Here is a 12,161-nt window from a genome sequence, read left to right on the forward strand (position 1 = left end):
GTCCGGGCCGGCGGCGAAGATCCACCCTGCCCGAAAGGACCGTCACGTGGCAGCCCCCACCTCGCACCGCACCGAAGACTGGTGGCGCGACGCCGTCATCTACCAGGTGTACCCCCGCAGTTTCGCCGACGGCGACGGCGACGGCACCGGTGACCTCGCGGGCGTCCGAGCGCGACTGCCGTACCTCGCCGAACTCGGGGTCGACGCCGTCTGGTTCACGCCCTGGTACGTCTCCCCGCTCGTCGACGGCGGCTACGACGTCGCCGACTACCGCACCATCGACCCGGCCTTCGGCACCCTCGGCGAGGCCGAGAAACTCATCGCCGAGGCACGGGAGATGGGCATCCGCACCATCGTCGACATCGTCCCCAACCACGTCTCCGACCAGCACGCGTGGTTCCGTGCGGCGCTGGCCGCCGGTCCGGGCAGCGCGGAGCGGGAGCGGTTCCACTTCCGGCCCGGCCGCGGCGAGAACGGTGAACTGCCGCCCAACGAGTGGCCCTCCCAGTTCTCCGGCCGCACCTGGACCCGGGTGCCGGACGGCGAGTGGTACCTGCACCTGTTCACGCCGGAGCAGCCCGACCTCAACTGGGCCCATCCGGAGGTACGCCGGGAGCACGAGGAGATCCTGCGGTTCTGGTTCGAACGCGGGGTGGCCGGCGTCCGCATCGACTCCGCCGCGCTGCTCGCCAAGGACCCCGCGCTGGCGGACTTCGTGGAGGGCGTCGACCCGCACCCGTACATCGACCAGGACGAGCTGCACGACATCTACCGCTCCTGGCGGGCCGTCGCCGACGAGTACGGGGGCGTCTTCGTGGGCGAGGTGTGGCTGCCCGACGCCGAACGCTTCGCGCGCTATCTGCGGCCCGACGAACTGCACACGGCCTTCAACTTCAACTTCCTGTCCTGCCCCTGGGAAGCGGGACGGCTGCGGCGCACCATCGACGACACGCTGGCCGAGCACGCTCCGGTCGGCGCCCCCGCCACCTGGGTGCTGTGCAATCACGACGTGACCCGGACGGTGACCCGGTACGGCCGCGAGGACACCGGATTCGACTTCGCCAAGAAGGCGTTCGGGACCCCGACCGACCCGGCCCTCGGCACCCGGCGCGCCCGCGCGGCCGCCCTGCTCACGCTGGCCCTGCCGGGCTCTGTCTACCTGTACCAGGGGGAGGAACTCGGCCTGCCCGAGGCCGACGTCCCGCGCGGGAGCATCCAGGACCCGATGCACTTCCGCTCCGGGGGCACCGATCCGGGCCGGGACGGCTGCCGGGTTCCGCTGCCCTGGGCGGCCGACGCCCCGTACTGCGGTTTCGGCTCCGAGAACGAGCCCTGGCTGCCGCAGCCGGAGGGCTGGGCGCGGTACGCGGCGGACCGGCAGGCCGCGGACCCGGGGTCGATGCTGGCGCTCTACCGCGAGGCGCTGCGACTGCGGCGCTCCACCGAGGGCTTCGGTGACGGTCCGCTGGACTGGTTGCCCGCCCCCGACGGGGTCCTCGCGTTCCGTCGCCCCGGCGGTCTGGTGTGCGTGGTCAACCTGTCGGCCGCCCCGGTCGAGCTGCCCGCGCACGACTCCCTGCTGCTCGGCAGCGGGCCGCTGGACGAGGACGGCCGGCTGCGCGCCGACACGGCGGTGTGGCTGCGCGGCTGAGCCGCCCCCGGACCGGTTCCCCGGTCGGCGCTCCCCCGCCGATCGGGGCCTCGCCGTCGCCCCTCGACCCGAGGCGAGGCAGAATCGGGGCAGGAGGCCGTGGGAGGAGGCGAGGCGTGCGGGAGCGACCGTGGCTGAGCGGGGTGCGGCGCCCCCCGAACCCCCTCGTGAGCGGGCACCGGGCGGCGCGGGGGGCGCTGCGGTCGATGACGGAGGCGCTGGGCGCGCGACGCCGGCTGGCCTGGCTGAACGCGGCGGACCTGAGCATCGGCACCACGCTCGACGTGCGGCGGACGGCGGAGGAGCTGGCCGGCTTCGCCGTGCCGGAGCTGGCCGACGGCGCGGCGGTGGACCTGCTGGACTCGGTACTGCGGTTCCAGGAGGGCGACCGGATCCCGGGAGGGGACGCGCCGCGGCTCAGGGCCATGGCGGTGTCGGAGGTCGAGGGCCTGAACCTCGCGCCCGACCCCGTGGGCGAGCTGTCGGTGCACACCGCCGACCGGCTGGGGCAGCGGTGCCTGACCTCCCGCCGGCCGGTGCTGGTGACCCGGATGACGCGGGCGGACTTCGCCGTGATCGCGCCCTCGCGCGAGTCGTCGGACATCATGCGCCGGGCGGGCGTCCACTCCTACCTGGCGGTGCCGCTGATCGCGCGCGGGGTGCTGCTGGGACTCGCCGACTTCGTACGGGCGGGCCACCGGGCGCCGTTCAGCCGGACCGACGTGGCCCTGGCCGTCGAGCTGGCGTCCAAGGCCGCCGTGTACATCGACAACGCCCGGCTCTACGGGCGCGAGCGCGAGCAGGTGGTGACGCTGCAGCGGGCCCTGCTCCCGCGGTCCAGCCCGAGCACTCCCGGTCTCGACGTGACCTCGTGCTACGACCCGGCGACGGACCCGGCCGCGGTGGGCGGCGACTGGTTCGACGTGGTCGCGCTGCCCAGCGGACGCACCGCCCTGATGGTGGGCGATGTGATGGGGCGTGGGCTGGCCGCCGCCGCGACCATGGGGCGGCTGCGCACGGTGGCCCGGACCCTGATGGCGCTGGACATCGCGCCCGAGCGGCTGCTGGCCCGCCTCGACCTCGCCGCCCGCGACCTGGAGGAGGACCAGGTCGCCACCTGTCTGTGCGCGGTGTACGACCCGTACGGCGGCACGTTCCGCGTCTCCAGCGCCGGTCACCCGCCGCCGCTGCTGACCGGGCCCGACGGCGCCTCCGCGTTCCTGGAGGTGCCCGCGGGGGCGCCGCTGGGGGCGGGGGTGATCCCGTACGACGTGGTCGAGCGGCGGGTGCCCGAGCGGAGCCGGCTGACGCTGTTCACGGACGGGCTGGTCAGATCGCGCACGAGTGATCTGGGCACGCAGTTGGAGCGGCTGCGCGTGGCGGTCGGTGAGGGCCTGCCGGCCGACGGCACCGAATGCCGGGCGGTCGCCGAGCGGATCGGCGGTGACCGGTCGGACGACGCGATCGTCCTGGCGGCCCTCGCCCTGCCGCTCGGTCCGGAGTGCGACGTGTACGTGCGCCCGCTGCCGCCGGACGGCAAGGCCGCGGGACAGGCCCGTGCGGCGGTGCGCGAGCAGTTGGAGCGGTGGGGTCTGGAGGAACTGGTCGACACGACGGAGCTGGTGGTCAGCGAGTTGGTCGGCAACGCCCTGCGGTACGGGAACGCCCCCGGTGAGCTGCGGCTGTTGCGGCACGAGCGGCTGTCGGTGGAGGTCTCCGACTCCGGCCCCGACCTGCCGCAGATCCAGCACGCGGACGTGAGCGACGAGAGCGGGCGGGGTCTGCAGCTGATCAACATGCTGTGCCGGCGCTGGGGTTCGTGCCGCACCCCTGACGGCAAGGTGGTCTGGGCGGAGCAGGACCTGCCGGTGCGGGCCGGGGTGCCCGGCCCGCGGTAGGGCATGTCGGACAGGCCCTGGCGGCTACGCGGCCTTGTCCATCGTCCGGCGGGCGAACTGGGTGCGGTGCAGTTGGGCGTAGCGGCCCTGGGCGGCGAGGAGTTCCTCGTGGGTGCCGCTCTCCACGATGCGGCCGGCCTCGACGACCAGGATGCGGTCGGCCGCGCGGACGGTGGACAGCCGGTGCGCGATCACCAGGGCGGTCCTGTCCGCCAGGGCCTCGGTGAGGGCCTCCTGGACGGCCGCCTCGGAGGTGTTGTCGAGGTGGGCGGTGGCCTCGTCGAGGATGACGACGCGCTGGCGGGCGAGGAGCAGCCGGGCGATGGTCATGCGCTGGCGTTCGCCGCCGGAGAGCCGGTAGCCGCGCTCGCCGACCACGGTGTCGAGGCCGTCGGGCAGGGACCGGACGAGGTCGGTCAGGCGGGCGCGGCGCAGCGCGTCCCACAGTTCGGTGTCGCTCGCCCCGGGGCGGGCCAGCAGCAGGTTGGCGCGGACGGTGTCGTGGAAGAGGTGGCCGTCCTGGGTGACCATGCCGACGGTGTCGCGCAGTGACCGGGCGCTCAGGTCGCGGACGTCGACGCCGCCGACGCGCACGGCGCCGCCGTCGGTGTCGTACAGGCGTGGCAGCAGGCCGGCGATGGTGGACTTGCCGGCGCCGGAGGAGCCGACGAGGGCGACGGTCTGTCCGGGTTCGGCGCGGAAGGAGAGGCCGTGCAGGACCTCGTCGCCGCCGCGGGTGTCCAGGGAGGCGACCTCTTCGAGGGAGGCGAGGGAGACCTTGTCGGCGGCCGGGTAGCCGAAGCGGACGTCGTCGAACTCGACGGCGACCGGACCGTCGGGGACCGGGCGGGCGTCGGGCTTCTCGTCGATGAGCGGGGTCAGGTCCAGCACCTCGAAGACCCGCTCGAAGCTGACGAGGGCGCTCATGACCTCCACGCGGGCCCCGGCGAGCGCGGTGAGCGGCGCGTAGAGGCGGGTGAGCAGCAGGGCCAGCGCGACGACGGCGCCGGGGTCCAGGCTGCCGCGCAGGGCGAGGAAGCCGCCGAGGCCGTAGACGAGGGCGAGGGCCAGGGCGGAGACGAGGGTGAGCGCGGTGATGAAGGCCGCCTGTGCGGTGGCGGTGCGCACTCCGATGTCGGCGACGCGGCGGGCCCGGTCGGCGAATTCGGCGGACTCGTCCTCGGGGCGGCCGAAGAGTTTGATCAGGGTGGCGCCGGGTGCCGAGAACCGCTCGGTCATCCGGGTGCCCATCGCGGCGTTGAGGGCGGCGGCCTCGCGCTGCATGCGGGCCATGCGGCGGCCCATCCGCCGGGCGGGGAGCACGAACACCGGGAGCAGCGCGAGCGCGAGCAGGGTGATCTGCCAGGACAGGGTGAGCATGACGGCGAGGGTGAGCACGAGGGTGACGAGGTTGCTGACGACGCCGGACAGGGTGTTGCTGAAGGCGCGCTGGGCGCCGATGACGTCGTTGTTGAGCCGGGAGACCAGCGCGCCCGTACGAGTACGTGTGAAGAACGCGACCGGCATGCGCTGCACATGATCGAACACGGCCGTGCGCAGATCGAGGATGAGCCCCTCCCCGAGCGTCGCCGAGATCCTGCGGGAGAGGATGCCGAGCACCGCCTCGGCGACCGCGATGAGGGCGATGAGCAGGGCGAGGCGGACGACCCTGCCCTCGTCCCCGTCCGACACGATCGCGTTCACGACGCGTCCGGCCAGGACGGGGGTGGCGACGGCGAGGAGTGCGGTCACCACGCCGAGCAGCACGAACCGGACGATGCGGGTGCGGTGCGGGCGGGCGAAGGCGCCGATGCGGCGCAGTGTGGCGCGGGCGAGGGGGCGGCGCTCCTGCTCGGCGTTCATGACGCTGTGCAGCTGGGTCCAGGCTGTGGTCTCCATGCTCATGCGAAGGACGGTAGAACCTCAATCAACCTTGAGGTCAAGGCGGCGCCGCCCGCGGTCCGTAAGCCGTCGTCCGCGCGTCGGCCATCCGTAGTTGGCGCGGCTGGGGGAATGTCTTGTGGTGTGACGACAGCGGTACGACTCCCACGCCTCCCCCGTCTCCCCGAGAAGCCGCTCCTGCGCCGGGTTCCGGTCCGCCGGATCCTGTGCGTGCTTCCGCTGCTGCTGGTCACCGTGGTCGCGGTGCGGCACCGGTCGGTGCTCGCCGAGGGCTTCGGTCATCTCGCCACGGCCCGCTGGCCGTGGCTGCTGGCGGCGGCCGGCGCGACCTGTCTGACCTGGGTGGCCGCCGCCTGCACCCGGCAGGGCGCGGTGGTGGAACGGCTGCCCCGACGGCGGCTGCTGGCCGCGCAGTTCGCGGCGGGCGCGGCCAACCACCTGCTGCCGACGGGCCTGGGCGCGAGCGCGGTCAATCTGCGGTTCATGGCGGTGTGCGGGCTGCCGCTGGCCCGGTCCTCGGCGGCTCTCGCCCTGTATCTGCTGGCGGAGAGCGTGGGCCGGCTCGCCCTGCTGGGCGTTCTGTTCCTCCTGTTCCCCGGCGCGCTGCGGCTCGGCACGCTGCTGCCCGAGGGGGCGGTGGGGCCGCTGCTGGCGGTCGCGGGTGCGGTGCCGGTGGTGGCGGCGGGGGTGCTCGTGCTGGTGCCGCGGCTGCGTCGGGCGGTGGTCTCCTTCCTGCGGACGGCGCTCGGTGAGGCCCGCTCGGTGCACCGTGTCCCGGCGCGGGCGGTGGCGCTGTGGGGCGGCGCGCTCGCGTTCCCCGCCCTGCAGGCGTCCGCGCTGGTTCTGGTGGGCCTGTCGCTGGGGCTGCCGGTGCCGGTCGCGCACATGGCGGTGGCGTATCTGGCGGCGACCGTCGCGGTGGCGCTGGTGCCGACGCCGGGCGGTATCGGCTCGGTCGAGGCGGCGCTGGTCGTGGCGCTGGTGGCGGCGGGCGGTCCGGCGGCGGTGGCCACGGCGGTGGTGCTGGCGTTCCGGCTCCTGACGGTCTGGCTGCCGCTGCTGCCGGGGGCGTTGACGCTGGCCGCGCTGGTGCGGATGCGGGTGATCTGAGGTTCGCCGGGCGCTCCGGGTACCGGTCAGGCGACGGTGACGCGTACCGGTCCGCCGCCGGGGTCGACCCGGTGCGTCCAGCGGGCCGTGAGGGTCAGCGGGCGGTGCGGGACGGCGGTGGTGAGCGGGAGGCGGGCGCGGTGCAGCGGGCGGCCGTCCTGGGTGACGTACAGGACGGGGCGGGTCAGGGGGATCGCGGTGCGCAGGAGGTAGGGGAGGCGGTCGGCGGGGGTGACGCGGTTCGGGGTGACGCGGAGCAGGGGCGGTCCGGCGATGAGGGGGACGGCGGCGGGTCCGTCGTCCGGCGCGGGTGTGCGGAGCCGGTCGAGTACGGCGGTCGCGACGTGGGCGCCTTCGCGGGCCGCGGTGTGGGCGCTCTCGACGGCGTGCAGCACACTGCCGGCGGCGAAGACACCGGGGCGGGTGGTCCGCAGGGCGCCGTCCACGGCGGGGCCGCCGGTGCCGGGGTCGAGGGTGAGCGCGCCGCGCCGGGCGAGTTCGTGCTCGGGGACGAAGTCGCCGGTGAACACGACGGTGTCGCAGCGGAGGGTGGCCGTACGGCCGTCGCGGTGACGGACCCGCACGCCCGACAGGCGTCCGTGGCCGAGGAGTTCGCTGACCGTGGTGCCGGTGAGGACCGGAGTGCGGTGCCGCAGCCGGGTGTTCAGGGTCAGCGCGGGGCGGGCGGGGGGCCGGGGCAGCTCCGTGAGCAGTGCCACCACCTCGGCTCCGGCGGCGCGTACGGTGTCGGCGGCGGCGTGCGAGACGGCTTCCGCGCCGACGATCACCGCGCGGTCGCCGATGTGCTGCCCGTACTGGTGCACGGCCCGCTGGAGTTCGCCGGTGGTGTACACGCCGGCGGGGCGGGTGCCGGGGACGAGGCGGGCGGCGCGCGGGCGTTCGCGGGCGCCGGTGGCGAGGATGACGGCCCGGGCGGCGATGGTCTCGGCGCCCCGGGGTCCGACGGTGGCGAGGGTGCGGGGACCCGCCCAGTCGAGGGCGGTGACGCCGGTCCGTACGTCCGCCCCCGCGCGGACCGCCGCGTCGGCGAGCAGCCGGGCGTGGGCGGGCCCCGTCCGCGTGTGCGGCCAGGTGCCGAAGCCGCGGTGCGCGCAGTGGACCGGCGCTCCCCCGGGCCACGGCTCGCGCTCCAGGACCTCGACGCGCGCACCGGTCGTCGCGAGCCGGGTGGCGGCCACGAGTCCGGCGGGGCCCGCCCCCACCACCAGGACGTCGACCTCTCGCGTCATCGCCGTGCCTCCTCGAACAGTTGCCGGACCGCGGCCCCGCAGTGGAAGCCCTGGCAGCGGCCCGCCCGGGCGCGGGTGCGGCGGCGCAGTCCGTCGAGGCCGCGGGGCGGGATCGTACTGGCGAGGGCGTCGCGGATCTCGCCCCGGGAGACCCGTTCGCAGTGGCAGACGAGGACGCCGTACTCCGGGTCGGCGGCGACCAGGTCGGGCCGCTGGTGGGGGCGCGGACACGTCTCGCCGAGGGAGGGCATGCGGACCGGCTCCGGCGGGCGTCGCGGACCGAGGTCGAGTCCGGTACCGGCGAGGAGGCCGGTGACGTGCTCGGCGATGGCGAGGGAGGCGGTGAGGCCGGTGGAGCGGATGCCGCCGACGGTGACGCAGCCCTGGCCGGGGTGGGCGGTGATCCGGTAGTCGTCGTGCTCGGTGGCGGCGCGCAGGCCGGCGTAGACGGCGGTGACCTCCTCCTCCAGCAGCGCGGGGAGGATACGGCGGCCCTGCTCGCGCAGTCGGCGCAGGCCCTCGGCGGTGGACTCGGTGGCGTCCTTGTCGTCGAGGTCCTCGGCGGTGGGCCCGAGCAGGACGTTGCCGTGCACGGTGGGGGCGACCAGGACGCCCTTGCCGAGCGCCGTGGGGACGGGCAGGAGGATGTGCCGGACGAGTGCGCGGGCGAACGTGTCATGGACGATGAGCTGGCCCCGGCGCGGGGTGACGGTGAAGTCGTCGTGGCCGAGTTGCCGGTCGAGGGTGTCGGCGTGCAGTCCGGCGGCGTTGACCAGGCGGCGGGCGCGCAGGGTGCCGCGCGGGGTGGTCAGGTGGTGGACGCCGTCGTGGTGTCCGGCGTGTCCGACGGGCGCCTCGAGGTGCAGGTGGACGCCGGCCCGGACCGCCTGGGTGGCGTACGCCAGGGTCGTCGTCCACGGGCAGATGACGCTCTCGCCGGGCACGTGCAGGGCGCCGAGCGCGCCGGGTCCGAGGTGGGGTTCGCGGGCGTAGAGGTCGGCGGGGCCGAGGACGCGGGTGTCGTGGTACTCGTTGCGCGCGGCCTTCTCGGCGAGGCGGGGCAAGGCGGCGAGCTGTTCCTCGTCCCAGGCGACGAGCAGCGCGCCCACGGGCTCGACGGGGATGCCGGACTCGGCGGCGTACGCGGCGAGTTCACGGGAGCCGGTCCGTACGAGCCGGGCCTCGAGGGAGCCGGGCACGGCGTCGAAGCCGGTGTGCAGGATGGCGGTGTTGGCCTTGGAGGTGCCCTCTCCGACGTCGTCCCGCGCCTCGACGAGCGCCACACGCAGCTCCGGATGGTGCGCGAGCCGACGCGCGATCGCGCACCCGACCACTCCGGCACCGACGATCACCACGTCGTACGGGTCCTCGGGCAGCGCGCCGGAGACGGTGACGGTCGTCATGCGGGGCTCCGCCCGGTACGGGCGCCCGTCACGCGTGGTTCCCGGCGACCGGCACGCCGCCCGCGGCGGCACGCGTCGAGCCGAGCCCCGGCGAGCAGCGCGTGGACGGCCCCGCGGAAACGCGCGCGGCGGCAGACCGGTCCCGTCAGCGGTGACGGGGACGAGCCCGCGGGGCCTTCCTCGGCGCACCCTGACCCCCGCACCCGCCCGACGCCCCTCACGCCGGGCCCCCGGCCAGCAGCACCCCGACCGCCGTGCGGAAGCGCGCACGGCGCGAGGCGGCCTCGTCGGCGGTGACGCGGGGCTCGTAGACGGTGGTCGGGCCGGTGGCGGGCAGTGCGGAGGCGAGCATCAGGGCGGGGTCCGCGCCGAGGCGGGCCAGCGCTCCCACGCCCAGCGCGGTGGCGTCCGGCAGGGCGGACACCTCCACGGGGAGTTGCAGCAGGTCGGCCTGGGTCTGCATGAGGAGCGCCGAGCGGGTGAGTCCGCCGTCGACGCGCAGCACCTTCAGGGGGGTACCAAGGTCGCCGGCGGCCGCGTCGGCGAGTTCGGCGACCTGGGCTGCGATGCCCTCGCACAGGGCGCGCACCAGGTGTCCGGGGGCGGTGTCCAGGCCGAGACCGGTGAGCGAGCCGCGCAGGTCGCCGCGCCACCAGGGGGCGGCGAGGCCGGCCAGTGCGGGGACGAAGGTGACGCCGCCGCTGTCCGGCACGGTGGCGCCGACGGGGTCCAGGTCGGCGGCGCCGGTGATGACGCCGATGCCGGTGAGCCAGCGCACGGCGGAGGCGGCCGTGTACACCTGTCCGTCCAGGCAGTACTCGGTGCGTCCGCCCAGCCGCCAGGCGACGCAGCCGGCCAGGCCCGAGCCGCCCCGTCGCGGGGTGTCGCCGGTGTGGGCGAGGAGGAAGGCGCCGGTGCCGTAGGTGCACTTGGCGGTTCCGGGCTCGGTGACGCGCTGGGCGAGCAGGGCCGCCTGCTGGTCGACGGCGAGCCCGGTGAGCGGGAGTTCGGGTCCGAAGGCGCTGGTCGTGCCGACCGGCGCGGCGTTGTCGACGACGTCCGGAAGCGGCTCGTCGGACAGGCCGTACAGCTCCAGGGCGCGGGGCGACCAGTCGGCGCGGTCGAGGTCGAGGAGCTGGGTGCGGGAGGCGGTCGCGGCGTCGGTGACGTGGGCGCCGGTGAGCCGGTGGATCAGCCAGCTGTCGGACGTGGAGATCCGGCCGTCGCGGGTGAGGTGGCGTCGGATCCAGGCCATTTTCGGCGCGGCGAAGTACGGGTCGAGCGGCAGGCCGGTCAGGCGGCGCAACTCGTCCGCTTGAGGTGAGAGTTCGGTGCAGATCGGTTCGGCCCTGCGGTCCTGCCAGACCAGGGCGCGGGTGAGCGGGCGGCCGGTGTCCGGGTCCCAGGCGAGTACGGTCTCGCCCTGGTTCGCCAGGCCCAGCGCGGTGACGGGCCGCCCCGCCTCGGCGAGGGCCTGACGGCCGGCGTCGACCACCGAGCCGTACAGCTCCTCCGGGTCCACCTCGACCAGGCCGCCCGGCAGGTGGCGGGGGCCGACCTCGGCGAAGCCGGTGCCGACGACGCCGCGTTCGGGGCAGATCACCAGGGCTTTGGTGCCGGACGTGCCCTGGTCGACGGCGAGCACCGCACCGGTCATCGCGTCCCTTCCCGCCTCCCCCGCCGACGGCCTCGGCGATCACTGCGGGCCAGCCTGCCGCCGGGCGCGGACCCGCGTCAAGAGTGACTGGTGAGGCGTCAATTCGCCCTGGTGGGAGCGGATTTGCACGGCTGTGCCGAAACTGATCAGAGGCGGAACCTCCGCCTCTATAGTGTCCGCCGACCGCACGACCGCTTCACCGCCGCCCAGGGGAGGGCTGTTTGTCACGCCACGCTGCCGTCCCGCCCGTACCACTCCCGGCAGCGGGCGCATGATGGCCAGGGACGGGACACAGCCCGCCTACGACCCCGCGGGCCACGACACCGGACTGCGCTCCGCCCTCCAGGAGTTGCGGGCCGGACGCTGGATGTCGATGCGCGCCCTGCTCGACGAGACCACGTCCTGGTCGCGGTGGACGCAGCGCACCCAGGTGCTGGCCGCGTCCGCCGCCGGTACGGATGTGGTGCGGGCCTGGCTCACCGAGGAGCCGCACAGCGTGCCGGCCGCGGTGATGCACGCCCGGGTCGTCGTGGAGCGCGCGCTGCGGGCGCACCGCGAGGACCATCCGCGCACGCGGGAACTGTGGCTCCAGGCCTGGCACGCCTGCGACGCGGCGACCCGCTCGGCGCCGTACGACCCGGTGCCGTGGGTGTGCCTGCTGGCGCTGGCCCGGCTGGACGAGGAGCAGCGCTGGGACGAGCACCGCATGGCGCCGCCGGAACCCATGCTGCCGGCGGGGCCGTGGGGGCTGCTCGCGCAGGCCGGCAAGCGGGACCCGTACAACCGCGAGGCGCACCACCGCATGCTCCAGTTCCTGTATCCGCGGGGCGGCTCCGAACGGCTCGCGCAGGCCGCGGGGTTCGCGCAGTGGGCGGCGGGGTCGGCGCCGCCCGGCTCCGCGCTGCACGTGCTGCCGCTGTACGTGCGGGTGGAGCGCTACCGGCGTTCGGGCGGGCGGGAGGCCGCCCTCGACCTGCACTGGGTGGCGGAGGACGCCACCCGGGAGGCGCGGCAGGCGTACCACTCCTGGTTCGCGCTCACCCCCCACGAGGAGCGGTCCCAGCTGGACATGAACCATCTGGCGCACGCCCTGTGGGGCGCCCTGCGGTTCTCGGAGGCGGACCGGGTGTTCGACGCGCTCGGCCCCTACTGGACGCCGCAGCCCTGGGCCTGCCGGGTACCGGGGACGGGCTCCTCCCAGCGGGCGGTGGAGGTCTTCCGCCAGGCCCGGACGCGCAGCCGCTCGGCCGCCCACGGCGGTGGCCGCCAACCCTGACCCCCCCCCACCCT

At 75.3% G+C, this 12,161-nt stretch carries 8 protein-coding genes; 4 read left to right on the forward strand and 4 right to left on the reverse strand.

The features are described 5' to 3' along the window. Nucleotides 1–46 precede the first annotated feature (46 nt). Nucleotides 47–1,651, forward strand: coding sequence for a glycoside hydrolase family 13 protein (locus ACGF3J_RS29105; protein ID WP_393855080.1), 1,605 nt, complete (start codon nt 47–49; stop codon nt 1,649–1,651). Between the two features lie 116 nt (nt 1,652–1,767). Then, complete coding sequence (locus ACGF3J_RS29110) at nt 1,768–3,549, forward strand: SpoIIE family protein phosphatase (RefSeq protein ID WP_393855081.1); 1,782 nt, start codon at nt 1,768–1,770, stop codon at nt 3,547–3,549. Nucleotides 3,550–3,573: 24 nt separating this feature from the next. On the opposite strand, the gene ACGF3J_RS29115 is transcribed toward ACGF3J_RS29110, so the two are convergent. After that, nucleotides 3,574–5,454, reverse strand: a complete 1,881-nt coding sequence (locus tag ACGF3J_RS29115) for an ABC transporter ATP-binding protein (protein WP_393855082.1) — start codon at nt 5,452–5,454, stop codon at nt 3,574–3,576. 207 nt (nt 5,455–5,661) lie between these two features. Here ACGF3J_RS29115 and ACGF3J_RS29120 point away from each other — a divergent pair, with 207 nt between their 5' ends. Beyond that, entirely contained in the window at nt 5,662–6,561 is a 900-nt protein-coding gene (locus ACGF3J_RS29120; protein ID WP_393855217.1) for a lysylphosphatidylglycerol synthase domain-containing protein, read from the forward strand. Nucleotides 6,562–6,587: 26 nt separating this feature from the next. Here the strand turns inward: ACGF3J_RS29120 and ACGF3J_RS29125 are convergent, their stop codons facing one another. The 3 genes from ACGF3J_RS29125 to ACGF3J_RS29135 form a co-directional block, all read right to left on the reverse strand. Next, complete coding sequence (locus ACGF3J_RS29125) at nt 6,588–7,811, reverse strand: NAD(P)/FAD-dependent oxidoreductase (RefSeq protein ID WP_393855083.1); 1,224 nt, start codon at nt 7,809–7,811, stop codon at nt 6,588–6,590. Beyond that, complete coding sequence (locus ACGF3J_RS29130) at nt 7,808–9,214, reverse strand: FAD-dependent oxidoreductase (protein ID WP_161330598.1); 1,407 nt, start codon at nt 9,212–9,214, stop codon at nt 7,808–7,810. Before ACGF3J_RS29130 ends, ACGF3J_RS29125 begins: the two co-directional genes overlap by 4 nt. A gap of 217 nt (nt 9,215–9,431) precedes the next feature. Continuing rightward, nucleotides 9,432–10,871: an FGGY family carbohydrate kinase gene (locus ACGF3J_RS29135; protein WP_393855084.1), complete on the reverse strand. Its 1,440-nt coding sequence runs from the start codon at nt 10,869–10,871 to the stop codon at nt 9,432–9,434. A 274-nt stretch (nt 10,872–11,145) separates the two neighbouring features. Between ACGF3J_RS29135 and ACGF3J_RS29140 the strand changes: the two genes are divergently transcribed. After that, a complete protein-coding gene (locus ACGF3J_RS29140; RefSeq protein WP_393855218.1) occupies nt 11,146–12,147 on the forward strand; it encodes a hypothetical protein in 1,002 nt (333 codons plus the stop codon). Nucleotides 12,148–12,161: the final 14 nt, after the last annotated feature.

The organism is Streptomyces sp. NPDC048171 (assembly GCF_043202655.1).
Lineage (GTDB): Bacteria > Actinomycetota > Actinomycetes > Streptomycetales > Streptomycetaceae > Streptomyces.

Excerpts from the sequence above, each read along its gene's own strand:
- ACGF3J_RS29115 (WP_393855082.1), bottom strand. The coding sequence starts at position 5,454 with ATGAGCATGGAGACCACAGCCTGGACCCAGCTGCACAGCGTCATGAAC.
- ACGF3J_RS29125 (WP_393855083.1), bottom strand. The coding sequence starts at position 7,811 with ATGACGCGAGAGGTCGACGTCCTGGTGGTGGGGGCGGGCCCCGCCGGA.
- ACGF3J_RS29130 (WP_161330598.1), bottom strand. The coding sequence starts at position 9,214 with ATGACGACCGTCACCGTCTCCGGCGCGCTGCCCGAGGACCCGTACGAC.
- ACGF3J_RS29135 (WP_393855084.1), bottom strand. The coding sequence starts at position 10,871 with ATGACCGGTGCGGTGCTCGCCGTCGACCAGGGCACGTCCGGCACCAAA.
- ACGF3J_RS29140 (WP_393855218.1), top strand. The coding sequence starts at position 11,146 with ATGGCCAGGGACGGGACACAGCCCGCCTACGACCCCGCGGGCCACGAC.